Source organism: Enterobacter sp. 61D5, from assembly GCF_034107965.1.
Lineage (GTDB): Bacteria > Pseudomonadota > Gammaproteobacteria > Enterobacterales > Enterobacteriaceae > Enterobacter > Enterobacter cloacae_M.
In genome coordinates this window covers 81,600-105,927 of the sequence record NZ_JAWNFK010000002.1, presented here as the reverse complement: position 1 = coordinate 105,927, position 24,328 = coordinate 81,600, and the positions used below count along the sequence as shown (strand labels likewise).

Sequence of the window (24,328 nt, the reverse complement as noted above, 5' to 3'; positions counted from 1 at the left end):
TTAAAAAATCAATTAAGGTCCGTCAGGGGGTTATTATTTACGCTTTTTTAACGCTCAAAGAGATGACAAAAAAGGCACACACTTTTTCATGTTTTCAATGCGCTGATAATGACACTAAAGTGCAATCCCTTCATTTACCCCGCCAGGACGCGTCTATTCTTTGGATTATTTTTTTCTCACCATCGTAAACTTTTACTTTAAGAGGCCGATAAGAGTCCTGAACTACTTTCGTATTTTAAGGAAAATATGCATGGCTACTATCAGTAACCTCGGGATAGGTTCTGCAGGACTCGGGGATTTATATAATCAGTTGGAAGCGGCAGAGAAAACCAAGCTGACGACGATTACTTCCCAGCAATCAACGTATAACGCACAGTTAAGCGCTTACGGCAAACTGCAGAGCGCCATGACATCGCTGCAGACTGCCACCGCTGCACTGGGTAAAGCAACCACCTGGAACTCAACGTCCGTTAGCAGCACCAACACGGCCTTTACCGCCACGACAACGGCTGACGCGTCCGTGGGTTCCTTTGTTGTCAACGTTAACCAGGTTGCAAAGGCGCAGGCACTCACTACCGGCTCTTATGCAAACAACACGGATCTGCTGGGCGATACGACAGGTACAACGCGTAAAATCACCATCACCCAGCCGGGCACGAAAACGCCTTTAGAGGTCACCCTGGCGGATAGCGATACGTCGCTGGCCGGCATCGCGAGCGCCATTAATAAAGCGAACGGCAACGTCACCGCCAGCGTCATTAAGGCGAAAGACGGTGATTACCGCCTGATGCTGTCATCCAAAACCACCGGTACGGATGGTGCGATGACGGTAAGCGTTACCGGCGATGCCAAGCTGCAAAGCGCCATTGGCTACGACTCAAGCACCAAAACGGGCGCGCTGACGGTGAATACCGACGCGCAGAACGCGATTGTGGTGGTGAACAACATCTCCATCGAGCGCCAGTCGAATACCATTACCGATGCCCTGCCTGGGGTGACCTTCTCGGTGAAGGCCGAGAGCAAAGCCGATGAAACTCTTGAGGTTTCACGCGCAACGGATGCGAACCAGAAGGCGATCACGGACTGGGTCACGGCGTATAACTCGCTGCAGTCCACCATTAACAGCCTGACGAAGTATGTTCCGGTTGATGCAGGCGCCGGCAGCCAGTCTACCAGCAACGGTGCGCTGGTCGGTGATGCGAACGTGCGCGGAGTTCAGTCCCAGCTGCGCGGCCTGTTGACCGAAGCACAAGCCGGCTCGGTTCAGATCATGGCCCAGTTGGGGATCACCCAGGACCCGGTGAAAGGCGCGGACGGTACCGTCGGTAACCTGAAAGTCGACACCGATAAGCTGAAAAAAGCGCTGACCGACAACCCGAACGCCGTACAGCAGTATTTTGTCGGTGACGGAAAGAAAACCGGTATGGCGACCCAGATGAACAATACGCTGACCACTATGCTCAGCACCAGTACCGGCAGCGCCGGGGTGATCCAGAATGCGAAAGACGGGATCAACAAAACGCTGAAAACGCTGGGCGAACGTTACGATGCCATGGATGCTCAAATTGAAGCCACCATGGCGCGTTACAAAACCCAGTTCACCAGTCTGGACGTATTAGTCACCAAAATGACCAGTACAGCCAACTACCTGACCCAACAGTTCTCACAAAAGTAGTCGTAGCCTTCAGGAGTGGATATGTATAAGACCTCTGGTGTTCAATCCTATCAGCAGATAGGAGTAGAAAGCGCAGTCATGAATGCCAGTCCACACCAGCTGATTGTCATGTTGTTCGACGGGGCGCATAGCGCCCTTGTTCGCGCGCGTTTGTTCATGGAAGCCGGACAAATTCGCGAGAAAGGCGAAGCCTTATCCAAAGCCATCAACATCATCGACAACGGTTTGAAAGCAGGACTGAACATGGAGGTTGAGAGCGAATTGTCCGGTAATCTTGCCTCCTTGTACGAATATATGGTTCGACGTTTGTTGCTGGCGAATGTCAGTAACGACGTAGACGCAATTGTTGAAGTCGAGGGTTTATTAAACAACATTGCGGATGCGTGGAAGCAAATCGGCCCCAATGCGTCCTCTATTTCAGGATAATTTTGATGAATAATCCCAGCGCAGCGCTTAGCCACTGGCAGGCGCTACATGCTCAGAGCATTGCTATGCTAAATCTCGCACATTCTGGTCAATGGGATGCGCTTATCGAGCAGGAAATGCATTACGTTCAACTGGTGGAAAAGATTTCTCAAACGCCCATCATGTCATGCCCTCCGGCTCAGGTTGAGCAAGCGCGTGCGCTGCTGGAAATGATCCTTGAAAATGAGAATGCGCTAAAGGCACTGCTGAAAGTCCGCATGGACGAACTGCGCAATCTGATTGATCAAACCGGTAAACAGCAATCCATCACGTCTACCTATGGAAAGCTGTCAGGGAATATTCTTTATCCAGAAAGTTTTACCCGCGACACACAACTATGATTTCTTCATCCATACTCCAGAAGTCTGCCAATGGCTTCTGGAGCAAGGATGATGAAAAACCCCACCCTGTTACAATGTTTTCACTGGTACTACCCTGCTGGCGGTGAATTGTGGCGAGAGGTCACGGCGTTAGCTCCCAATCTTAACGAAATCGGCATCAACATGATCTGGCTGCCGCCCGCCTGTAAAGGGGCATCCGGCGGGTATTCTGTCGGCTACGACACCTATGACCTGTTCGATCTTGGCGAGTTTGACCAGAAAGGCAGTATCGCCACGAAATACGGCGACAAGGCGCAGCTGCTGGAGGCCATTGATGCCCTCAAAAGCAACGACATTGCCGTGCTGCTGGACGTGGTGGTTAACCACAAAATGGGCGCCGATGAAAAAGAGCCCGTGCGCGTTCAGCGCGTGAACGAACAGGACCGCACGCAAATCGATGACGAGGTCATTGAATGCGAAGCCTGGACTCGCTACACCTTCCCTGCCCGGGCCGGGCAGTACTCACAGTTTATATGGGACTACAAATGCTTCAGCGGCGTCGACCACATTGAAAACCCCGATGAAGACGGCATCTTTAAAATCGTCAACGACTACACCGGCGAAGGCTGGAACGATCAGGTTGATGATGAGATGGGCAACTTCGATTACCTGATGGGCGAAAATATCGACTTTCGCAATCACGCCGTGACCGAGGAGATCAAATACTGGGCCCGCTGGGTCATGGAACAGACGAGCTGCGACGGTTTTCGTCTGGACGCCGTCAAGCATATTCCCGCCTGGTTTTACAAAGAGTGGATTGAGCACGTCCAGGAAGTCGCCGACCAGCCGCTGTTTATCGTGGCGGAATACTGGTCCCATGAGGTGGATAAACTTCAGGCCTATATTGACCAGGTCGAAGGCAAAACCATGCTGTTTGATGCCCCTCTGCAGATGAAATTCCACGAGGCGTCACGTCAGGGCCGGGATTACGACATGAGCCAAATCTTCACCGGCACCCTGGTAGAAGCCGATCCGTTTCATGCGGTCACCCTCGTCGCGAACCATGACACCCAGCCTTTGCAGGCGCTTGAAGCACCGGTCGAAGCCTGGTTTAAACCGCTGGCCTACGCGCTGATCCTGCTGCGGGAAAATGGCGTGCCGAGCGTCTTTTATCCGGATCTCTTCGGCGCCAGCTATGACGACGCGGGAGGAGACGGTGAAACGTACCATATTGATATGCCGGTGATTGAGCAGCTTCACGAGCTGATCCTCGCGCGCCAGCGTTTTGCCCACGGCGTGCAAACGCTGTTTTTCGACCATCCAAACTGCATTGCCTTCAGCCGCAGCGGTACCGATGACGATCCCGGCTGCGTGGTGGTGATGTCAAACGGGGACGACGGTGAAAAAGTGATTTGCCTGGGGGAAAACTACGGCAACAAAACGTGGCGGGATTTTCTCGGCAATCGCGAAGAAACCATCACCACCGCGGCGGATGGCGAAGGGACGTTTACCTGTAATGGAGGAAGCGTCAGCGTTTGGGTAATAGAGGATGCGCTGTAGTACTGGCAAAGTGCGGCCTGATGCCCTCACCCCGGCCCTCTCCCACGGGGAGAGGGCGCAAACACCAAAAACGGCAACGAAGTTGCCGTTTTGCGTTTACCCTTAGGGCAGCTTACTCTCGAGCGGATTTTTACTCAGGTAATCGGCACACTCAACCGTTGGGCGATCGACTTTCTGCAGCTCCAGCCCGTCGTACTCCAGCGTTGAGCCATCACGCTCCAGCGGATAGATATCCAGCTTACGCGTCACGTTGTAATAACTGTCTGAACGCAGCATGATTTTACCCGGCACGGCAATCACGCGCTGCCACTGACGGCAGTCCAGCGTATCGCCCTCTTCCGTCACCACCAGCGTGGCAATCGCATTCGGGCTGACCATGTTGCTTTGCGGCCCTTTCGACTGCCAGTATCCCGCCAGATGCGCCGGGACAGGGTGCTTGATCACGTCGTTATAGTTATCGACCTGAACGCACCCGGTCAGTGCCAGCAGCGCGCCAGCAATTGCTATTTTTTTCATCATCTTTCCTGCATTCGAAGAAAAAAATATTGTGGCATTAAAGCGCTGCGGCTGCCAGCGAAGATCGACAGGTCTTAAACCTGCATCCCCATCACTTCCTGATACGCCGACACCAGCTTGTTACGCACCTGGATCCCCATCTGCAGGGAAACAGAGGCTTTTTGCAAATCGGTCATCACATCATTCAGCGCCACGCCCGGCTCACCGAGGGTGAACTTTTCTGCCTGAGTGCGCGCGGCGGTCTGGGTATCACTGATACGGTCAAGAGCGGCATGCAGTTGCCCCGCGAAGCTGATGCTCGGCTGCTGATCTGCCACATTCTGATTACGGGCCGTCATCGCCGTTGCCTGCAACTGACTGATTACCCCTTCAATGCCCTGTATAGCCATGACTCTCCCCTGGATGGTTTTTTACGCGGTCAAGACTAACAGCTTGTCAATAAGATAATGGCGGTAAATAGCATGAAAAAACCAGGTTATTTGACGCATAGAAAATCACGAATCATCAAATAATGGCAGGGCCATCAATATGGAACTTTTGTCGTGTTTGCCGACCCGGGAGTCAGTTTTGTTTCTCTACACGAATAACGTAAACCACCAGGATTTAAGAGGTGCGCAATGAGTGCAACAGCATCGACAGCGCCGCAGAATAAATCACTCGAGTGGATGAACCGCCTTCGCGCGAATCCTAAAATCCCGTTGATCGTGGCAGGCGCTGCCGCAATTGCGATCCTTGTAGCGATGGTCCTGTGGGCGAAAAGCCCTGATTACCGGACGCTCTACAGCAACCTTTCCGATCAGGATGGCGGCGCCATCGTCACCCAGCTGACCCAGATGAACATCCCTTACCGCTTTGCCGATAATGGCGTTGCACTGGAGGTACCGGCAGATAAGGTGCACGAACTGCGTCTGCGTCTGGCTCAGCAGGGGCTGCCGAAGGGCGGCGCCGTTGGCTTTGAGCTGCTGGATCAGGAAAAATTCGGTATCAGCCAGTTCAGCGAGCAGGTGAACTACCAGCGTGCGCTGGAAGGTGAACTGGCCCGCACCATTGAAACGTTAGGCCCGGTGAAGAGTGCCCGCGTGCACCTGGCGATGCCTAAACCTTCTTTATTTGTCCGCGAACAGAAATCACCTTCAGCTTCCGTTACCGTGAACCTTGAACCCGGCCGCGCGCTGGACGAAGGACAAATCAGCGCGGTGACGCACCTTGTTTCCAGCGCCGTCGCCGGTCTGCCGCCGGGTAACGTGACGCTGGTTGACCAAAGCGGTCACCTGCTGACGCAGTCCAATACCGCCGGTCGCGATCTGAATGACGCGCAGCTGAAGTATGCCGCCGATGTCGAAAGCCGTCTCCAGCGCCGTATTGAAGCCATCCTCGGCCCGGTCGTGGGTAACAGCAACGTGCACGCGCAGGTAACCGCGCAGATCGACTTCGCCAACAAAGAACAAACTGAAGAGCAGTACAGCCCGAACGGCGATGCGGCTCAGGCGGTGATGCGTTCACGTCAGATCAATTCGAACGAGCAGGTCGGCGGTGCCTACCCAGGCGGCGTGCCGGGCGCGCTGTCTAACCAGCCTGCCCCGGCTAACGCGGCACCGATCTCTACGCCGCCGGCCAATCAGCAGAACGGTCAGCAAAATAATCAGCAGACCACCTCAACGACCAGTAACGCCGGTCCGCGTACCAGCAGCCGTAACGAAACCACGAACTACGAAGTGGATCGGACGATTCGCCACACTAAACTGAACGTGGGCGATATTCAGCGTCTTTCCGTTGCGGTAGTGGTGAACTACAAAACGCTGGCGGACGGCAAACCGCTGCCGTTGACCGCCGAGCAGATGAAGCAGATTGAAAACCTGACCCGTGAAGCGATGGGTTACTCCGAGAAGCGCGGCGATACCCTCAACGTGGTGAACTCACCGTTCAACTCGGTTGATGAGACCGGCGGTGAACTGCCGTTCTGGCAACAGCAGGCGTTTATCGACCAGCTGATGTCCGCAGGACGCTGGCTGCTGGTGCTGATTGTCGCGTGGCTGCTGTGGCGTAAGGGCGTTCGTCCGCAGCTCCAGCGCCGTGCTGAAGCCGAAAAAGCGGCTCGCGAGCAGATGAATGCGCGTCAGGAAACGGAAGAAGCGGTTGAAGTGCGCCTCAGCAAAGATGAACAGTTGCAGCAGCGTCGTGCTAACCAGCGCATGGGCGCTGAGGTGATGAGCCAGCGCATTCGCGAAATGTCAGATAACGATCCGCGCGTCGTGGCGCTGGTCATCCGTCAGTGGATGGGTAACGAACATGAGTAATACGCTTACAGGCACCGATAAAAGCGTCATCCTGCTGATGACCATTGGCGAAGATCGTGCGGCAGAGGTGTTTAAACACCTCTCCCAGCGAGAAGTGCAAATTCTCAGTGCGGCCATGGCCAACGTGCGTCAGATCTCCAACAAGCAGCTGACCGAAGTGCTGGCCGAGTTTGAACAGGAAGCCGAACAGTTTGCCGCGCTGAACATCAACGCCAACGACTACCTGCGCTCCGTGCTGGTCAAGGCGCTGGGCGAAGAGCGTGCATCCAGCCTGCTGGAAGACATTCTGGAAACCCGCGATACCGCCAGCGGTATCGAAACGCTCAACTTTATGGAGCCGCAGAGTGCCGCCGACCTTATTCGCGACGAGCACCCGCAGATTATCGCCACCATCCTTGTCCACCTCAAACGTGGTCAGGCGGCAGATATTCTGGCGCTGTTCGAAGAGCGCCTGCGTCACGATGTGATGCTGCGTATCGCGACCTTCGGCGGCGTCCAGCCGGCCGCGCTGGCGGAGCTGACCGAAGTGCTGAACAACCTGCTCGACGGTCAGAACCTCAAGCGCAGCAAAATGGGCGGCGTGAGAACGGCGGCGGAAATCATCAACCTGATGAAAACGCAGCAGGAAGAGGCCGTCATTACGGCGGTTCGCGAATTCGACGGCGAGCTGGCACAGAAAATCATCGACGAGATGTTCCTGTTCGAAAACCTTGTCGAAGTGGACGACCGCAGCATCCAGCGCCTGCTCCAGGAAGTGGACTCCGAGTCGCTGCTTATCGCCCTCAAAGGCGCCGAGCAGCCGCTGCGCGAGAAGTTCCTGCGCAACATGTCTCAGCGTGCGGCCGATATCCTGCGCGACGACCTTGCCAACCGCGGCCCGGTTCGTCTGTCTCAGGTGGAAAACGAACAGAAAGCCATTCTGCTTATTGTTCGTCGTCTGGCGGAAACCGGCGAGATGGTGATTGGCAGCGGAGACGACACCTATGTCTAATGAGCTGCCCTGGAAGCGCTGGACGCCGGACGATCTGGCGCCTCCCCTCTCCGAGTTCACGCCGGCCGTCATCGCAACCGAAGAGCTTGACCCGGACGTCGAGCAGCCCGAGCTGACCGAAGAGGAGCAGCAGGCCCAGATGCTGGCGCAGCTGCAAATGCAGGCGCACGAGCAGGGCTATAACGCCGGTCTGAACGAAGGCCGCCAGAAAGGCCACGAGCAGGGGTATCAGGAAGGTCTGGCGAAAGGGTTAGAGCACGGTATCGATCAGGCGCGCCAGCAGCAGGCGCCGATCCATGCCCGCATGCAGCAGCTGGTCAGCGAGTTTCAGCACACGCTTGACGCGCTGGACAGCGTGATTGCCTCACGACTGATGCAGATGGCGCTGGAAGCCGCACGTCAGGTCATCGGCCAGACGCCCGTGGTGGATAACACCGCGCTTATCAAACAAATTCAGGGGCTGCTTCAGCAGGAGCCGCTGTTCAGCGGGAAACCTCAGCTGCGCGTCCATCCGGACGACCTGCAGCGCGTTGAAGAGAGCCTGGGCGCGACGCTTAACCTGCACGGCTGGCGTCTGCGCGGCGACCCGTCGCTACATCACGGCGGCTGCAAAGTCTCTGCCGATGAAGGCGATCTGGATGCCAGCGTCGCCACCCGCTGGCAGGAACTATGCCGCCTGGCGGCACCGGGAGTCGTCTGATGACCGCGCGCCTCACCCGCTGGCTCACCACGCTCGACAACTTTGAGACGAAGATGGCGCTACTGCCATCCGTTCGTCGTTATGGGCGACTGACGCGCGCCACCGGTCTGGTTCTCGAAGCCACCGGCCTGCAGCTTCCGCTGGGCGCGACCTGCGTTATTGAGCGTCAGGATGGTCTGGAAACGCGTGAAGTTGAAAGCGAAGTGGTCGGATTTAACGGCCAGCGCCTGTTCCTGATGCCGCTTGAAGAGGTGGAAGGCATTCTGCCCGGCGCGCGCGTGTATGCCAAAAATATTTCTGGCGACGGGCTGCAAAGCGGGAAACAGCTGCCGCTTGGCCCTGCCCTGCTGGGCCGCGTGCTGGACGGCAGCGGGAAACCGCTCGACGGACTGCCTTCCCCGGACACCACCGAAACCGGCGCGCTGATCACCCAGCCGTTTAACCCCCTGCAGCGTACCCCTATCGAGCATGTGCTGGACACAGGCGTGCGCCCGATTAACGCCCTGCTGACCGTGGGACGTGGACAGCGTATGGGTCTGTTCGCCGGCTCAGGCGTAGGTAAATCCGTCCTGCTCGGCATGATGGCGCGCTACACCCAGGCCGACGTGATCGTCGTGGGGCTGATCGGCGAACGTGGTCGTGAAGTAAAAGACTTTATTGAAAACATTCTGGGTGCGGAAGGCCGCGCCCGCTCGGTGGTTATCGCCGCACCAGCAGACGTGTCGCCGCTGCTGCGCATGCAGGGTGCCGCGTATGCCACCCGTATCGCCGAAGATTTTCGTGACCGCGGCAAGCACGTGCTGCTGATCATGGATTCCCTGACCCGTTACGCGATGGCGCAGCGTGAAATCGCGCTGGCCATCGGTGAGCCACCGGCGACCAAAGGCTACCCGCCTTCGGTCTTCGCCAAACTCCCTGCGCTGGTGGAACGTGCGGGGAACGGCATCAGCGGCGGCGGCTCCATCACCGCGTTCTATACGGTACTGACGGAAGGCGATGACCAGCAGGATCCGATTGCCGACTCCGCGCGCGCGATCCTTGACGGTCATATTGTGCTGTCGCGTCGTCTGGCCGAAGCCGGGCACTACCCGGCCATCGATATTGAAGCCTCTATCAGCCGCGCAATGACGGCGCTGATAACCGAGAAGCACTACGCCCGCGTGCGTAACTTCAAACAACTGCTTTCCAGCTTCCAGCGCAACCGCGATCTGGTCAGCGTGGGGGCGTATGCCAAAGGCAGCGACCCGATGCTCGACAAGGCGATTAGCCTGTGGCCGCAGCTGGAGGCATTTTTGCAACAAGGCATTTTTGAACGCGCCGACTGGGAAGATTCAATTCAGGCACTGGAGCTGATTTTCCCGCAGGTGTAACACAGGTGGAGGGCGAAGGTCATGGCGCAAAACAGCGCGTTATCAACGCTGAAAGATCTGGCTGAAAAAGAAGTTGATGATGCCGCATTGCAGCTGGGCGCAATGCGACGCGGGTGCCAGCAGGCTGAAGAACAGTTGAAGATGTTGATCGACTATCAGCATGAATATCGCACCAACCTCAATACCGATATGACACAGGGTATTGGCAGCCAGCGCTGGATTAACTATCAGCAGTTTATCCAGACGCTGGAGAAGGCGATAGATCAGCATCGCCAGCAGCTTAACCAGTGGACCCAGAAAGTCGATACCGCGCTCAATTTCTGGCGCGAGAAGAAGCAGCGGCTGCAGGCCTGGCAGACTTTACAGGACCGACAGATCGCGGCAACGACCCTGGCGGAAAACCGTCTGGATCAGAAGAAAATGGATGAGTTTGCCCAGCGCGCATCAATGAGGAAACCGGAATGATCACACTGCAACAACTGCTGATGAGCGACAGCGACCTGTCAGGCGGCACGCAAACGGGGAAAGGCACCGACGGTGCACAGGACTTTCTCTCTCTGCTGGCGGGCGCCCTCTCGGACGCAACGGGCAAGGGCAAAGATGCGCCGCTGACCCTGGCTGACCTGAAAGCCGCCGGCAGTAAACTTTCGAAAGTGGCTCAGGACGCCAAAGGGGATACCACCCTGCAGGCAAAAATTGCCGACCTGCTCTCGCGCCAGACCGCGCTGAACGGCGATGAAACGTCGCCCGTCACGTCGCTTGATACGCTGGTTTCCGGGCTGGTGCCGCTGTCTAAGGGCGACGCGCTGAAGACGCTCAATGCGGCAAACGGCAAAGATGACGGTAAGAACGAGCTGAGCGAAGAAGAGCTGGCCGGATTAAGCGCGCTGATGGCGATGCTGCCGCACCAGCAGCAAACTACCGCCTCTCGCGTGGCAGGAAACGAGAGCGTTTCCGCCACCTCAACGCTGAATTCCGCGACGCTTTCGCAAAACGGCGCGGGCCAACCGTCCCTGAACGCGCCTCCGGGTAGCCATGATAAAGCGCAGAGTTCTACGCCTTATCAGAGCCAGGTGAAAAATAACGAGCCGGCCATGCAGGGCAACGCGCCTGCTACACCGGCCGTGGCCGCGGCGACAGAGAAGCAGGAGCTCGCCAGTTCGTCCTCTTCATCATCACCAACGGCCACTCTGGCACCGATTATGTCCAGCCATGCGACCAGTCAGACGGCCGCCACCGTCGCCCCCGCGCCGGTGTTAAGCCAGCCTCTGGGGACTCACGAATGGCAGCAGTCCCTGAGCCAGCACATCACCCTGTTCACTAAGCAGGGCCAGCAGACGGCAGAGCTCCGCCTGCACCCGGAAGATCTGGGTCAGGTGCAAATTTCGCTTAAGCTGGATGATAACCAGGCGCAGCTGCAGATGGTTTCTGCGCACAGCCATGTTCGTGCAGCACTGGAAGCCGCGCTGCCGGTACTGCGGACCTCACTGGCGGAAAACGGCATTCAGCTTGCGCAGAGCAGCGTCAGCAGCGAGAGCTTCGCCGGGCAGCAGCAGTCCTCATCCCAGCAGCAGCACCAGGCTTCGCGTTCCGGCAACACCGGCGGTTTTAATGAAGAGAGCGATGAGTTACTGCCGACCCCTGCCGCCCTGCAGTCCGCAGCGCGCGGTAACAGTGCCGTAGACATCTTCGCCTAAACGCCAGAGGTAGCGTGATTATCCCCGTCTTTTCCACGCTTTGACGACAGCAGGACACGGGATAATCACCTTATTAAGCTGTACCGAAACAGGAAGCTCGTATCAGATGACTGACTCCGCTATCACCAAAAAAAGTAAGCGTTCCATCTGGATCCCGCTGCTGGTGTTGATCACGCTCGCCGCCTGCGCTACCGCGGGCTATAGTTACTGGCGTATGCAGCAGGAACCGACCACCGCTGCAGCCAAAGCTGAAGCACCTCCTCCGCCGGCTCCAGTGTTCTTCCCGCTGGATACCTTCACCGTCAACCTGGGTGATGCGGATCGCGTGCTTTACGTTGGCATTACGCTGCGCCTGAAAGATGAAGCCACCCGTTCACGTCTGAACGATTACCTTCCTGAAGTGCGTAGCCGCCTTCTGCTGCTGTTCTCTCGTCAGGACGCTTCGGCGCTGGCTACCGATGTGGGTAAGCAAAAGCTAGTCGACGCCATTAAACAAACGCTGGCGACCCCGCTGGTAAACGGCCAACCTAAGCAGGAAGTCACTGACGTTCTGTATACAGCATTTATTCTGCGGTAACGACATGGGCGACAGTATTCTTTCTCAGGCAGAAATCGATGCGCTGCTCAACGGCGACAGCGATAACAATGATGATCCTAAACCGGGTATTGGCGGCGATAGCGATATTCGTCCCTATGACCCGAATACCCAGCGTCGCGTGGTACGTGAACGTCTGCAGGCGCTGGAGATCATTAACGAACGTTTTGCACGTCAGTTCCGTATGGGGCTGTTTAACCTGCTGCGTCGTAGCCCGGATATTACGGTCGGTGCGATCCGCATTCAGCCGTATCATGAGTTTGCCCGCAACCTGCCGGTGCCGACCAACCTTAACCTGATTCATCTGAAGCCGCTGCGCGGCACCGGCCTGGTGGTGTTTTCGCCAAGCCTGGTGTTCATCGCGGTGGATAACCTGTTCGGCGGCGACGGGCGTTTCCCGACCAAAGTTGAAGGTCGTGAATTCACCCACACCGAACAGCGCGTCATTAACCGCATGCTGAAGCTGGCGCTGGAATCTTACAGCGACGCGTGGAAAGCGATTAACCCGCTGGAAGTGGAGTACGTCCGTTCTGAGATGCAGGTGAAATTTACCAATATCACCACCTCCCCGAACGATATCGTCGTTAACACGCCGTTCCACGTGGAGATCGGTAACCTGACCGGCGAGTTCAACATCTGCCTGCCGTTCAGCATGATCGAACCGCTGCGCGAGCTGCTGGTGAACCCGCCGCTGGAGAACTCCCGCAACGAAGACCAGAACTGGCGTGAAAACCTGGTCCGCCAGGTCCAGCATTCGCAGCTTGAGCTGGTGGCGAGCTTCGCCGATATCCCGCTGCGGTTATCTCAGATCCTGAAATTACAACCCGGCGATGTTTTGCCGATAGAAAAACCCGACCGCATTATTGCCCATGTGGATGGTGTCCCCGTGCTGACAAGCCAGTACGGCACGATTAACGGTCAGTATGCGTTACGCGTTGAGCACTTGATCAACCCGATTTTGAATTCGCTGAATGAGGAACAGCCCAAATGAGTGACATGAACAATCCGTCCGATGAGAACAGCGGAGCACTGGACGATCTGTGGGCTGACGCGTTAAACGAGCAAAAAGCACCCCCGGCCAAAAGTGCAGCGGATGCCGTATTCCAGCAGCTCGGAGGCGGTGACGTCAGCGGCACGCTGCAGGACATCGACCTGATTATGGATATCCCGGTTAAGCTGACCGTTGAGCTGGGACGCACCCGCATGACCATTAAAGAGCTGCTGCGCCTGACGCAGGGTTCCGTGGTGGCCCTTGACGGTCTGGCCGGCGAGCCGCTGGATATTCTGATCAACGGTTATCTGATTGCCCAGGGTGAAGTGGTGGTGGTTGCCGATAAATACGGTGTACGCATCACCGACATCATTACCCCGTCTGAACGTATGCGTCGTCTGAGCCGTTAAGCATGAAAACCCAGGCAACAATATCACAGCCTTCTGCCGTTCCCGGCTCGCCTCTGCTCCAGGTGAGCGGGGCATTGTTCGGTATTATTGCCTTTATTCTTATCGCCGCCTGGCTGGCGAAGCGCTTTGGCCTGGCGGGTAAAACCGCCGGTGCCCGCGGCCTGAAGGTCAGCGCCAGCACCACGCTGGGTCCACGCGAGCGCGTGGTCATCGTCGAGGTGGACGATGCGCGCCTGGTCCTGGGCGTCACGGCCTCAAACATCAGCGTATTACACAAGCTGCCGCCCGCCCCTGCTGTGGTGGACGAGCGCGCAGACGCCCCTGCGGATTTTCAGTCCGTCATGAAGAGTTTGCTTAAGCGTTCTGGGAGATCCTGATGCGCCGTTTGTTATCCCTGACGCTTGCGGGCGTTGGCCTGTTTGCTCCCGCGGTTTATGCACAGCTGCCCGGTCTGGTCTCCACCCCTCTCGCGGGCGGCGGACAAAGCTGGTCGCTTCCGGTGCAGACGCTGGTGTTCATCACCTCGCTGACGTTTATTCCGGCCATTCTGCTGATGATGACCAGCTTCACCCGCATCATCATCGTCTTTGGTCTGCTGCGAAACGCGCTGGGAACCCCTTCCGCCCCGCCAAACCAGGTTCTGCTGGGGCTGGCGCTGTTTTTGACCTTTTTCATTATGTCGCCGGTCATCGACAAGATTTATACCGACGCCTATCAGCCGTTCAGCGAAGACAAAATCTCCATGCAGGAGGCGCTGGATAAAGGCGCTCAGCCGCTGCGAGAGTTTATGCTGCGCCAGACGCGAGAAGCCGACCTGGCCCTCTTTGCCCGCCTGTCCAACACCGGCGAGCTGCAGGGACCGGAAGCGGTGCCAATGCGTATTCTTCTGCCTGCCTATGTCACCAGCGAGCTGAAAACCGCGTTCCAGATTGGCTTTACCATCTTTATTCCGTTCCTGATTATCGACCTGGTGATCGCCAGCGTCCTGATGGCGCTCGGGATGATGATGGTGCCGCCCGCGACCATTGCCCTGCCCTTTAAGATCATGCTCTTTGTACTGGTCGACGGCTGGCAGCTGCTGGTCAGTTCGCTGGCGCAGAGTTTCTACAGTTAAGGAACGGCAATGACACCCGAATCGGTCATGATGATGGGCACGGAAGCGATGAAAATCGCGATTGCCGTTGCCGCGCCGCTGCTGCTTGTCGCGTTGGTTACCGGTCTGATTATCAGTATCCTGCAGGCCGCCACGCAGATTAACGAAATGACGCTGTCGTTCATCCCGAAAATCATCGCCGTGTTCGTGGCGATTATCGTGGCCGGGCCGTGGATGCTGAACCTGTTGCTGGACTATATGCGCAACCTGTTTACCAATCTGCCGTACATCATCGGCTGACCTGACGATGCTGCACTTCACCAGCGACCAGTGGGTTCAGTGGCTCGGCGTCTATTTCTGGCCGATGCTGCGCATCATGGCGCTAATATCCACTGCCCCGATTCTCAGTGAAAAATCGATACCCAAGCGCGTCAAGGTGGGGCTGGGCATTATCATCTCCATTATCGTCGCGCCCTCTCTCCCCCCCGTGGATATTCCGATCTTCTCGGCGAATGCGGTGTGGGTGGCCCTGCAGCAGGTGATGATTGGCGTCGCCGTCGGCTTTACCATGCAGCTGGCCTTTGCCGCGGTGCGTACCGCAGGGGAACTGATCGGTCTGCAGATGGGGCTATCGTTCGCCACGTTTGTCGATCCCGGTAGTCATCTCAACATGCCCGTGCTGGCGCGAATTATCGATCTGCTCGCCATGCTGCTGTTCCTGTCGTTCAACGGCCATCTCTGGCTTATCTCCATGCTGGTGGATACGTTCCATACGCTGCCGATTGGCGAAAATCCGGTGAACAGCAACGCTTTCCTCGCGCTTACTCGCGCTGCGGGGCTGATTTTCCTCAACGGGCTGATGCTGGCGCTGCCGATCATTACCCTGCTGCTGACCGTCAACCTGGCGTTAGGTTTACTCAACCGAATGGCACCGCAGCTTTCAGTGTTTGTCATTGGTTTTCCGTTGACGCTGACGGTTGGGATTTTATTAATGTCATTACTGATGCCACTTATCGCTCCCTTCTGTGAACATTTATTCGGCGAGATATTCAACCTGTTAGCGGATATTGTCAGCGAGCTGCCACGTAAATAATAGCCCTCACTGTTGCTATTGTCTTTCTGAGGATATTCCTAAAATAAAACGTGTAAAACATCTTCCAGGATATATCTGACGCGGTTTAATTGTTTCTAACCATCTCACAATACTTAATATTTACTTTACTTTAAGAAGATTCCTGGCAAATTATACGTAACTTTACGGGATAGTGAGTCCGCCTGAAAGTCTTTGTCATGCTCACAGGTTTATTATTTTTTTCCATCCCGTATGGCTGTTTTGAGCTCTCAGGCAGATGGTGAATTATCGTTACGCATTGAGTGAGGGTATGCCATGTCAACGATCATTATGGATTTATGCAGCTACACCCGGCTAGGGTTAACCGGGTACCTGGCAAGCAGAGGGGTAAGAAAGAGAGACATCAACGATGCACACACCGTTGACGAACTCGCAGCCGCTTGTGACGAACTAAAACCAGGCGTGGTGTTTATTAATGAGGACTGTTTCATTCACGATCCAGCCAACAGTCAGCACATTAAGCAAATCATTAATCAGCATCCAAAAACCCTGTTTATTGTTTTTATGGCGATCGCGAATATCCATTTCGATGAGTATTTGTTGGTCCGTAAAAATTTATTAATCAGTTCTAAATCGATTAAACCCGAGTCGCTGGATGACATTCTGGGTGATTATTTGAATAAAGAAGTTAAAAATGTAGGAGCGGTTAACTTACCCACCCTATCATTAAGCAGGACTGAATCAAGTATGCTGCGAATGTGGATGGCGGGACAAGGAACTATTCAGATCTCTGACCAGATGAATATTAAAGCGAAAACCGTTTCGTCACACAAAGGAAATATTAAAAGGAAAATTAAAACGCATAATAAGCAAGTGATCTACCACGTGGTACGCCTGACCGATAATGTGACGAACGGGATTTTCGTCAACATGCGTTAGTCGCTTAAGACCTGTGCACCCTACCTTTGATCTCTGGCCTGGCCAGAGATTTTTGCTTCTGGAGAGGTTGTCGGGCACGCGCTGTGCTACCCGACGCCATGCTACTCCGCCTTCTCGACAAAAATACCGTCCGGATGCCCCAGTTCGTTAAAAAACCAGATGCCGAGCGGGTAGTCTTCAAGCGATACCAGGTACATTGTGCCTTCGCTAAACTCTTCAATTGCCAGCACCACACCCGGGCGGCGCGGCCCACCGTCCGTTTTAACGGTTACCCGATCGTTGACCTTCATACATTCCTCCTCTGGTTTTGAGCCAGTGTAGAACAAAACGCAAAAACGCACATCGCCGCCCGGTGTGAATGGCGTTTTTATGCACAGTCTATACTTACCGTTGGACACGGTTGAATGAGGAACCCCGTAATGAAGACCGATAAAGAGTACAGCGACACCATCAAGCGCGAAGTCGAGGTGGATGTCGATGCCCTGCTGGCCGCCATCAATGAGATTAGTGAGTCAGAAGTCCGCCGGTCGGACGACAATTCGGACCGCGTCATTGTCAACGGAAGGGATTATCACACCTATCGCGAGCTGGCGGAGGCCTTCGAGCTTGATATTCACGACTTTAGCGTGTCTGAAGCCAATCGATAGGGCGAAAAAAATCCCGGTCATGGGGATGGCCGGGATCAAAACTTGCTTATGCAAGAAGCACTTGAAAATTCGTTACACCAGGAAATCTGATGTACATGCCACACTATCCCCAACGAATTTGGCTGACAAGCATATATTCTTACGATGAATATAATATTTTTAACATAATGCTTTTTGTTGTGAGCAATAACACACGCCGAATGCGGGTTTGCCAGGGGCACTCCTCTTATCTTCGGTTTTCGCCTCAATCATTTTTTAGGAATTTTCTTAGGGCGAAACGCATCTGTTACCAGGAGTCGCTATGCTTTCACTGCGGGATACATTGCTGATTTTCTCTGACCTGGATGGTTCACTGCTGGATATTCACACCTATGAGTGGCAACCCGCCATGCCCTGGCTAGACAGGCTGCTGGATAATCAGATTCCGGTCATTCTTTGCAGCAGCAAGACCGCGGCAGAGATGCTGGATCTCCAGCTGGATCTGGGGCTTGAAGGCTTGCCTTTTATTGCCGAGAACGGCGCGGTGATTCAGCCTGACGTACGCTGGGATAAAATTCAGCGCCAGATCAGGGGGATGACGCACCGGGATATTCGCCCGCGGATCGAGCAAATTCGCCTGCAGACGGGCTATAAATTCACTACCTTTGACGACGTGGATGAGCGCGTTATCAGCGAGTGGACCGGACTGTCGCGCTACCGTTCGGCGCTTGCCCGCAAGCATGAAGCGTCCGTCACGCTCATCTGGCGCGATACCGACGAGAAAATGGTTCAGTTTGAAGAGGAGCTGGCGAATGTCGGACTGAAATGCCTGCAGGGCGCGCGCTTCTGGCATGTGCTGGACGCCCGCTGCGGCAAAGACGTTGCGGTAAACTGGCTGATTGAGCAATACCGCGAGCTGGAAGAGATTGAACCCACCACGCTAGGGCTCGGCGACGGTCCCAATGATGCGCCGCTGCTCGACAGCGTTGACTTCGCGGTAGTGATTAAGGGCATTAACCGTGAGGGCATCGCGCTAAGGGACGATAACCCCGCCCGGGTTTATCACACCCGACAGCCCGGCCCGGAGGGCTGGCAGGAGGGGCTGGATCACTTTCTCTCTTAATCGCGCCAGACGACCCGGTTACGCCCGCTCTGTTTGGCCTGATACAGCCGGACATCCGCCACGGACTGCAGCTGTTCAAACTCGTAGTTACCCGCTTCATCCGCGCTGCTGACCCCCAGCGACGCGCTGACGCGCAGGGTCGTGCTCTTCTTCACCAGGATCTCCTTACTGTTGATGCGGCAGCGAATACGGTCCGCAACGCTTCTCGCCTCCTCCAGACCGATCCCCGGCAGGACGACGCAAAACTCTTCCCCGCCTACGCGCCCTGCCACATCATTCTTGCGTAACGCGCTGGCAATCAGTCCTGCCGTGTGGGAGAGCACCTTATCCCCGGCCTGATGGCCGAAGCGGTCGTTGATGTTTTTAAAATGGTCGAGATCGATCTGAATCACCGAGAACGGCAGCGACTGCTGGCGACAGGTTTCCGCCAGCAATTTTGCGCGGTCGAACAACGCGCCGCGGTTATTCAGCCGGGTAAGCGGGTCATGCCAGGCCTGCCACTGGAGCGAGTGCTGAAGCGTGTACATGTTACTCACCATGCGGCGGATCACCAGCCATGAGATCAACAGCATGGCGGTAAAGAGCGCCCACATCAGCGCCAGCACAATGCTGATGCTGCCGAAGTCGTCCTGTACCCCTTCGTGCAGGGTGTGGATCCGCAGGACAACGCCGTCGAAGTGATCGAGCCGCTCCCAGCTGACAAAACGGCTTCCGAGGCGGATCCCGCCGCCGGTGGCGTGCTCAATCGCCTGCGCAATCTGCGCCGTTTCGCGTTCGTCAAAATGGTTAACCGCGTTTTCCGTATGGGCAGAGGTGGCAATCATATTGAGCCGGGTATCGTACAGTTGATACTCCCCTTCCGTTCGGTCTTCCGTCGCATCGGCCAGCAGACGCTGCATGGTGCCCAACGTAAAATCCATCGCCACAACGCCATACCAGTAATGATCGAAATAGATGGGGACGCTGGCGGTGATCATTCGTTCATCATTGGTCCAGGATGACGGGGTGGAGATGAACCAGCGCACCGCGCGAGCGCGATTGTTCCGCTCTGACTGCTGGGTAAACCAGGACTGCGTGACAAGATGGTAATAGCGGGAGGTAATGTCGCCCGCCTGGTCCGGCGTATCCGTGGAAATGAAAAAACCTGCACGGGAGACGTAGATCACGCGCGCTTCCGTTTGTGCTCTCGACGACGCCAGCCTGAGCAGATACCCCACTTCGAGCGTGGCAGAAATCTCGTGGCTGAGGCGTTCAGCGTCACGATTCAGAAACGTGGTTTTCTCGACGAATGCATCCGAGACACCGTTAATGGGAAGGGTGCGGTTTTTATCAACGGCAAGCTGCCAGGTAGGTAGCATGCGGAGTGAGCTAAAGCGTGATACCGCGTTCTGGAGTACATCAAATGCCAGCGGCGTCTGGATTGCATCGTGCATGCCCTGACGAAAAAGCAGCATCCTGTCCACGCTGTTCTGCAGCTGCCTGTCCAGCGAACTGGCCACCGTATCCAGATGGTTACGCTGGCTGGAGATGTACGCTTCTTCCAGTACCACCACCTCGCGCCAGGTCAGTAGAGTCGAAAATACCAGAACGACCAGAAAACAGAGATTAACAATCAACCCCGGATTGCTACGCTTATGCAGCCATTGCAAAAAGGATTCTCTTACAACAAAGGTATCGCGCTGCACACACACTCCCTGATCGCTGCCTTACACCCGGTACTGGAGATAAAAACGCCCGGCAAAGCCGGGCGTTATGTGATTAAGCCTTGTCCCGCTGGTGCTGCCCGTCCCCCGGCTGAAGCTCATCTTCACGAAATGCTTCCCGCTTGATGCCATAGCCATCGTGCCACCGACATTCCACCATTCCGCTGGAATACCCGGTCACAATCATACGTGGGCCGCCCTTCTTAGGCTTAACTTCATCACTGACCAAAAAGACCATACCTGCCTCCTGTATCAGGGTGAAACTGTTTCAATTTAGACGAGGAATGGTCTTTTTGCATCCCACAACGGGTAACAATTAGTGCGACGTGCCGCGTATTTTTTCAACCAGCTTCACTGCCGCAACCACGATAGCGCCAATGATAAAGCCCAGCACCAGATTCAGCAGCGTGGGCAGAATTGCCGCGACAACGGCCCCCTGCGCCGAGGAAAAATGTTCGATAGCATGGTGCAGAGGCGCGATACCGTGAACCACGATCCCGCCGCCCACGAGGAACATCGCCAGCGTGCCTACCACCGACAAACTCTTCATCAGCCACGGGGCCAGCACCAGCAGGCTTTTGCCGATGCCTCTTGCCACCGCGCTCGATTTCTCTTCCAGCCAGTAGCCGATATCATCCAGCTTGACGATCAGTCCCACCAGGCCGTAGACGCCGACGGTGACCAGAATGGCGATGCCGGAGAGGATCAGAACCTGATTCAGGAGCGGCGCGTCAGACACGATGCCCAGCGTAATGGCGACAATCTCTGCGGAGAGGATAAAGTCGGTCCGAATAGCGCCTTTGACCTTATCGCGCTCGAAGGTTTTCGGATCCTGAGCGGCCAGCGCTTCAAGACGCTGCTGGCGCATCTCCGGCGTATCGCTCTGCTTGCGCGCGCTAAAGGAGTGCAGGACCTTCTCTACGCCCTCGAAGCAGAGAAACGCCCCGCCAATCATCAGCAGCGGCGTGATGGCCCAGGGAATAAACGCGCTGATCAGCAGCGCCAGCGGCACCAGAATCACCTTATTCAGGAAGGAGCCTTTTGCCACGCCCCACACCACCGGCAGTTCACGGTTTGCCCTCACCCCGCTTACCTGTTGGGCGTTAAGCGATAAATCATCTCCCAGCACGCCTGCGGTTTTTTTCGCCGCCAGTTTCCCCATCACTGAAATATCATCCAGTAAGGTCGCAATATCATCCAGCAATGTTAATAAGCTACTTCCTGCCAAAATCTTAATCCTTCATTTTTTGGTAATTAGGTGAATAGTATGGAGCAAAAGCGCAAACCCGGAAACACCCACCTCGCGTCAACAAAAAATTCACATCAGCTAAACAATTAAAGGGCTCGCCAGCGCGATAGTTTTCGCGTTTACTATCAGCGACCTTTTTATTTCGTCGTGAGGGATTATGCGTTTCCGGCAATTGCTACCGCTCATTGGGGCACTCTTTTCGCTGTACATCATCTGGGGCTCAACCTACTTTGTCATTCGCATCGGCGTGGAAAGCTGGCCGCCACTGATGATGGCGGGCATCCGCTTTCTCTCGGCTGGCGTGCTGCTGCTGGCCTTCCTGCTGCTGCGCGGGCATAAGCTTCCCCCGCTGCGCCCGATGATGAATGCCGCCCTGATCGGCCTGCTGCTGCTGGCTGTGGGAAATGGGTTTGTAACGATTGCCGAGCACCAGAACGTACCGTCCGGGATCGCCGCCGTGGTCGTTGCCACCGTACCGCTATTTACCCTCTGCTTTAGCCGCCTTTTCGGTATCCGCACCCGCAAGCTGGAATGGATGGGGATTGGTATTGGCCTTGCCGGCATCATTCTGCTGAACAGCGGCGGTAACCTGAGCGGGAATCCGTGGGGCGCAATCATCATTCTGATTGGCTCGATGAGCTGGGCATTTGGTTCCGTCTACGGTTCGCGTATCGAACTGCCGGCCGGCATGATGGCGGGCGCGATTGAGATGCTCGCCGCCGGGATTGTACTGCTGCTTGCCTCCACGCTGACGGGAGAAAGACTGACGACCCAGCCGCCGCTGTCGGGCTTTCTGGCGGTAGGCTACCTGGCGCTGTTTGGTTCCATCATCGCCATTAACGCCTATATGTTTCTGATCCGCAACGTCTCCCCGGCTGTCGCGACCAGCTATGCCTACGTCAACCCGGTCGTGGCCGTGCTGCTCGGAACGGGATTGGGGGGAGAAACGCTCTCACCTGTGGAATGGATTGCTTTAGGGATCATCGTGTTTGCCGTCGTGCTGGTCACCCTGGGCAAATATTTACTGCCTGCAAAACCGGTGGTCACGCCTTGCGAGGTGGAGAAATCTTAAGCAGGTGAATACCCTGCGTGTCGATCTGCGCGGTCTGGCCGCCGCCGCAGATCCACTCTTCCAGCCGTTCGGTCAGATCGGTATCGTTCAGTTTTAATCTGCCTCTCAGCGCGCACTCCCAGACGATCAGCACCCGCCAGCCCTGCGCAATCAGCGCGCTGAGATCCCGGCGGTCACGCTCGACGTTCTTGCCAATTTTATCCAGCCAGAAATCGGTGCGCGTCGCGGGGACTTTAAACAGGTAACAGTCGTGGTGGTGCCAGAAACAGCCGTGGGTAAAGATGATGCACTGCCAGGCGTCGATGACGAAATCGGGGCGTCCCGCAAGCGCGGGATCCTGCACGCGGAAGTCAAACCCCGCCTGCGTCAGCAACGCGGCCAGGCGCTTTTCGATGGCGGTGTCACGCGTGCCGATGGCACGCATATTTTTGCTGCGCGTGGCCTTATCGTGCACATCCGTCATTGACGGCCTCACCCTGACGGAGTGCCACCGCCTGTCTGATGCGCGAGGCCAGCAGTTTTGCCACGGCCGCGAACGCAGGAACCACCACCGAATTACCAAACTGGCGGTACGCCTGGGTATCAGAAACCGGAATGCGGAAGCGGTAACCCTGCGGGGTCTCAAATCCCATCAACCGGGCGCATTCCCGCGGCGTTAAGCGTCGCGGACGGTGACGCTGGTTGTGCGGATCGTCGAAATCTTTTTCACCCAGCGCCTTGTCCCAGCCTCGGTCGATTAGTATCTCTGCCCCATCCTTATAGTAGCGAGCGGACAACGTGCGGGTCACGCTGTGCGGATCGTTGGGGTTTACCATCCCAAAACCGAAGCCGTTGCCCTTCGCCTGATGCTTCTTGGCATAGCGGTAGAGGTATTTCCACAGCACCGGGGTAAGAATAAATTTCGCGTCAACGACAGGTTCCAGCAGGTCGGCCACGGTAGGACGACGCTCGGGATACAGAGACGGGATATCCCGCAGGGTGAAATCCCCCTTGAGATTAAGATCGCGGCGGAAACCCACCAGCACGATACGTTCGCGATGCTGGGGCAAAAAATGTTTACCATCAATGATTTTGGGATCGTCCGCGCCCATGTCCTGCGAGTCGGCCACGTCATAACCCAGCTCATCCAGGGTCTGCATGATAATGCGGAAGGTTTTTCCGCCGTCGTGGCTCTTAAGATTTTTGACGTTTTCCAGCACAAAGATGGCCGGGCGGCAGGCATCGATGATGCGCGCCACATCAAAAAACAGCGTTCCCTGGGTATCGCAGGCAAAACCGTGGGCGCGTCCGAGTGCATTCTTTTTGGAGACACCGGCCAGCGAGAAGGGCTGACAAGGGAAGCCGGCCAGCAGCACGTCATGCGCCGGGATCGTCTGGCGAATGTGCTCGGCGGCCTGTTCATCGCTCACGCCGCTTTTATGGCTCAGGGTCACATCGCGGATATCCGCGTTGAAATGGTGCTCGTGCGGATCGCAGTACCAGTTGGCCTTGTAGGTCCGGACGGCATGCTTGTTCCACTCGCTGGTAAACACGCACTGTCCGCCGATAGCTTCAAAACCGTGTCGTATACCGCCGATACCGGCAAACAGATCGATAAAGCGGAAGGCATAGTTCGGATGCGCGGCAGGAGGACGCGGAAGCAGGTTTTGCAGATAACGAAACTCGCCTTCACTCAGGCGACGCCCTGCGCGTTCGCTGGTCAGCAGACGCTTAAGGATCGCCGGGCTCCAGTGGCTCTCGCCGTGCGCCACCAGCATATTGGCCAGCGTTTTAGCATCATAGATATCCAACAGCTGGTGCAGCAACGCCTGCACCGTTGCCGTTGATTTCTCAGCCTGCTCGGGCGCGGGCTCAGTCACTGATC

Annotated in this window: 28 protein-coding genes and 1 pseudogene; 21 read left to right on the top strand and 8 right to left on the bottom strand. The window is 56.1% G+C overall.

The annotated features are described in order from the left end of the window. Window positions 1–250 precede the first annotated feature (250 nt). From fliD to amyA, 4 genes are read left to right on the top strand one after another with little or no spacing between them, the layout of a single operon-like run. On the top strand, window positions 251–1,675 hold the full coding sequence (gene fliD, locus UTM25_RS00685; RefSeq protein ID WP_233469363.1) for a flagellar filament capping protein FliD: 1,425 nt from the start codon (window positions 251–253) through the stop codon (window positions 1,673–1,675). A gap of 21 nt (window positions 1,676–1,696) precedes the next feature. Continuing rightward, window positions 1,697–2,101: a flagellar export chaperone FliS gene (gene fliS, locus UTM25_RS00680; RefSeq protein ID WP_023312296.1), complete on the top strand. Its 405-nt coding sequence runs from the start codon at window positions 1,697–1,699 to the stop codon at window positions 2,099–2,101. A gap of 5 nt (window positions 2,102–2,106) precedes the next feature. Beyond that, window positions 2,107–2,481 carry a flagella biosynthesis regulatory protein FliT gene (gene fliT / locus UTM25_RS00675; RefSeq protein ID WP_023312297.1) on the top strand — a complete coding sequence of 125 codons (375 nt, stop codon included), beginning with the start codon at window positions 2,107–2,109 and terminating at the stop codon, window positions 2,479–2,481. 51 nt (window positions 2,482–2,532) lie between these two features. Continuing rightward, on the top strand, window positions 2,533–4,020 hold the full coding sequence (gene amyA, locus UTM25_RS00670; RefSeq protein ID WP_194399630.1) for an alpha-amylase: 1,488 nt from the start codon (window positions 2,533–2,535) through the stop codon (window positions 4,018–4,020). 102 nt (window positions 4,021–4,122) lie between these two features. Here amyA and yedD read toward each other — a convergent pair whose 3' ends face one another. Together yedD and fliE are read right to left on the bottom strand one after the other, a co-directional pair. Beyond that, complete coding sequence (gene yedD / locus UTM25_RS00665) at window positions 4,123–4,536, bottom strand: lipoprotein YedD (protein WP_109845215.1); 414 nt, start codon at window positions 4,534–4,536, stop codon at window positions 4,123–4,125. 74 nt (window positions 4,537–4,610) lie between these two features. Next, window positions 4,611–4,925, bottom strand: coding sequence for a flagellar hook-basal body complex protein FliE (gene fliE / locus UTM25_RS00660; protein WP_008500329.1), 315 nt, complete (start codon window positions 4,923–4,925; stop codon window positions 4,611–4,613). 228 nt (window positions 4,926–5,153) lie between these two features. On the opposite strand from fliE, the gene fliF reads away from it, so the two are divergent. From fliF to rcsA, 14 genes and pseudogenes are all read left to right on the top strand, one after another. Then, complete coding sequence (fliF, locus tag UTM25_RS00655; protein WP_194399554.1) at window positions 5,154–6,833, top strand: flagellar basal-body MS-ring/collar protein FliF; 1,680 nt, start codon at window positions 5,154–5,156, stop codon at window positions 6,831–6,833. Continuing rightward, window positions 6,826–7,824, top strand: coding sequence for a flagellar motor switch protein FliG (gene fliG, locus UTM25_RS00650; RefSeq protein WP_023312301.1), 999 nt, complete (start codon window positions 6,826–6,828; stop codon window positions 7,822–7,824). The genes fliF and fliG overlap by 8 nt, the downstream gene beginning before the upstream one ends. Next, on the top strand, window positions 7,817–8,524 hold the full coding sequence (fliH, locus tag UTM25_RS00645; RefSeq protein WP_023312302.1) for a flagellar assembly protein FliH: 708 nt from the start codon (window positions 7,817–7,819) through the stop codon (window positions 8,522–8,524). Before fliG ends, fliH begins: the two co-directional genes overlap by 8 nt. Continuing rightward, window positions 8,524–9,894, top strand: a complete 1,371-nt coding sequence (gene fliI / locus UTM25_RS00640; protein WP_023312303.1) for a flagellar protein export ATPase FliI — start codon at window positions 8,524–8,526, stop codon at window positions 9,892–9,894. The genes fliH and fliI overlap by 1 nt, the downstream gene beginning before the upstream one ends. A 21-nt stretch (window positions 9,895–9,915) precedes the next feature. Continuing rightward, the gene (fliJ, locus tag UTM25_RS00635) at window positions 9,916–10,359 is read left to right on the top strand and encodes a flagellar export protein FliJ (RefSeq protein WP_023312304.1); all 444 of its coding nucleotides are present in this window, start codon (window positions 9,916–9,918) and stop codon (window positions 10,357–10,359) included. Next, entirely contained in the window at window positions 10,356–11,591 is a 1,236-nt protein-coding gene (gene fliK, locus UTM25_RS00630; RefSeq protein WP_194399555.1) for a flagellar hook length control protein FliK, read from the top strand. Before fliJ ends, fliK begins: the two co-directional genes overlap by 4 nt. Window positions 11,592–11,697: 106 nt before the next feature. Further along, window positions 11,698–12,168, top strand: coding sequence for a flagellar basal body-associated protein FliL (fliL, locus tag UTM25_RS00625; protein WP_023312306.1), 471 nt, complete (start codon window positions 11,698–11,700; stop codon window positions 12,166–12,168). 4 nt (window positions 12,169–12,172) lie between these two features. After that, window positions 12,173–13,177 carry a flagellar motor switch protein FliM gene (gene fliM, locus UTM25_RS00620; RefSeq protein WP_023336184.1) on the top strand — a complete coding sequence of 335 codons (1,005 nt, stop codon included), beginning with the start codon at window positions 12,173–12,175 and terminating at the stop codon, window positions 13,175–13,177. Continuing rightward, window positions 13,174–13,587 (top strand): flagellar motor switch protein FliN, encoded by a 414-nt coding sequence (fliN, locus tag UTM25_RS00615; protein ID WP_023312308.1) that lies wholly within the window; start codon window positions 13,174–13,176, stop codon window positions 13,585–13,587. Before fliM ends, fliN begins: the two co-directional genes overlap by 4 nt. A 2-nt stretch (window positions 13,588–13,589) precedes the next feature. Then, window positions 13,590–13,964: a flagellar biosynthetic protein FliO gene (gene fliO, locus UTM25_RS00610; RefSeq protein WP_121424285.1), complete on the top strand. Its 375-nt coding sequence runs from the start codon at window positions 13,590–13,592 to the stop codon at window positions 13,962–13,964. After that, complete coding sequence (gene fliP, locus UTM25_RS00605) at window positions 13,964–14,701, top strand: flagellar type III secretion system pore protein FliP (RefSeq protein ID WP_008500316.1); 738 nt, start codon at window positions 13,964–13,966, stop codon at window positions 14,699–14,701. Before fliO ends, fliP begins: the two co-directional genes overlap by 1 nt. Before the next feature lie 9 nt (window positions 14,702–14,710). Continuing rightward, the gene (gene fliQ / locus UTM25_RS00600; RefSeq protein ID WP_008500315.1) at window positions 14,711–14,980 is read left to right on the top strand and encodes a flagellar biosynthesis protein FliQ; all 270 of its coding nucleotides are present in this window, start codon (window positions 14,711–14,713) and stop codon (window positions 14,978–14,980) included. Window positions 14,981–14,987: 7 nt separating this feature from the next. Beyond that, a pseudogene (fliR, locus tag UTM25_RS00595) lies at window positions 14,988–15,780 on the top strand (flagellar biosynthetic protein FliR); the annotation flags it as partial. Between the two features lie 287 nt (window positions 15,781–16,067). Next, window positions 16,068–16,691, top strand: coding sequence for a transcriptional regulator RcsA (rcsA, locus tag UTM25_RS00590; RefSeq protein ID WP_008500313.1), 624 nt, complete (start codon window positions 16,068–16,070; stop codon window positions 16,689–16,691). A gap of 101 nt (window positions 16,692–16,792) precedes the next feature. Here the strand turns inward: rcsA and dsrB are convergent, their stop codons facing one another. Beyond that, complete coding sequence (dsrB, locus tag UTM25_RS00585; RefSeq protein WP_013097741.1) at window positions 16,793–16,981, bottom strand: protein DsrB; 189 nt, start codon at window positions 16,979–16,981, stop codon at window positions 16,793–16,795. Window positions 16,982–17,110: 129 nt separating this feature from the next. On the opposite strand from dsrB, the gene yodD reads away from it, so the two are divergent. Together yodD and UTM25_RS00575 are read left to right on the top strand one after the other, a co-directional pair. Continuing rightward, window positions 17,111–17,338: a YodD family peroxide/acid resistance protein gene (gene yodD / locus UTM25_RS00580; RefSeq protein WP_008500310.1), complete on the top strand. Its 228-nt coding sequence runs from the start codon at window positions 17,111–17,113 to the stop codon at window positions 17,336–17,338. Between the two features lie 301 nt (window positions 17,339–17,639). Beyond that, the gene (locus tag UTM25_RS00575; RefSeq protein ID WP_194399556.1) at window positions 17,640–18,440 is read left to right on the top strand and encodes a mannosyl-3-phosphoglycerate phosphatase-related protein; all 801 of its coding nucleotides are present in this window, start codon (window positions 17,640–17,642) and stop codon (window positions 18,438–18,440) included. On the opposite strand, the gene dgcQ is transcribed toward UTM25_RS00575, so the two are convergent. The 3 genes from dgcQ to UTM25_RS00560 all read right to left on the bottom strand — a co-directional run bounded on the left by dgcQ (window position 18,437) and on the right by UTM25_RS00560 (window position 21,371). After that, a complete protein-coding gene (gene dgcQ, locus UTM25_RS00570; protein WP_194399557.1) occupies window positions 18,437–20,125 on the bottom strand; it encodes a cellulose biosynthesis regulator diguanylate cyclase DgcQ in 1,689 nt (562 codons plus the stop codon). The genes UTM25_RS00575 and dgcQ overlap by 4 nt on opposite strands. A gap of 73 nt (window positions 20,126–20,198) precedes the next feature. Then, window positions 20,199–20,381, bottom strand: coding sequence for a YodC family protein (locus UTM25_RS00565; RefSeq protein ID WP_023312315.1), 183 nt, complete (start codon window positions 20,379–20,381; stop codon window positions 20,199–20,201). A 78-nt stretch (window positions 20,382–20,459) separates the two neighbouring features. Beyond that, the gene (locus UTM25_RS00560; protein ID WP_032658668.1) at window positions 20,460–21,371 is read right to left on the bottom strand and encodes a DUF808 domain-containing protein; all 912 of its coding nucleotides are present in this window, start codon (window positions 21,369–21,371) and stop codon (window positions 20,460–20,462) included. A 178-nt stretch (window positions 21,372–21,549) separates the two neighbouring features. Between UTM25_RS00560 and yedA the strand changes: the two genes are divergently transcribed. Then, on the top strand, window positions 21,550–22,464 hold the full coding sequence (gene yedA / locus UTM25_RS00555; protein ID WP_194399558.1) for a drug/metabolite exporter YedA: 915 nt from the start codon (window positions 21,550–21,552) through the stop codon (window positions 22,462–22,464). On the opposite strand, the gene UTM25_RS00550 is transcribed toward yedA, so the two are convergent. Together UTM25_RS00550 and UTM25_RS00545 are read right to left on the bottom strand one after the other, a co-directional pair. Next, window positions 22,436–22,927, bottom strand: a complete 492-nt coding sequence (locus UTM25_RS00550; RefSeq protein WP_194399559.1) for a very short patch repair endonuclease — start codon at window positions 22,925–22,927, stop codon at window positions 22,436–22,438. The genes yedA and UTM25_RS00550 overlap by 29 nt on opposite strands. Then, window positions 22,908–24,323, bottom strand: a complete 1,416-nt coding sequence (locus UTM25_RS00545; RefSeq protein ID WP_045356674.1) for a DNA cytosine methyltransferase — start codon at window positions 24,321–24,323, stop codon at window positions 22,908–22,910. Before UTM25_RS00545 ends, UTM25_RS00550 begins: the two co-directional genes overlap by 20 nt. Window positions 24,324–24,328: the final 5 nt, after the last annotated feature.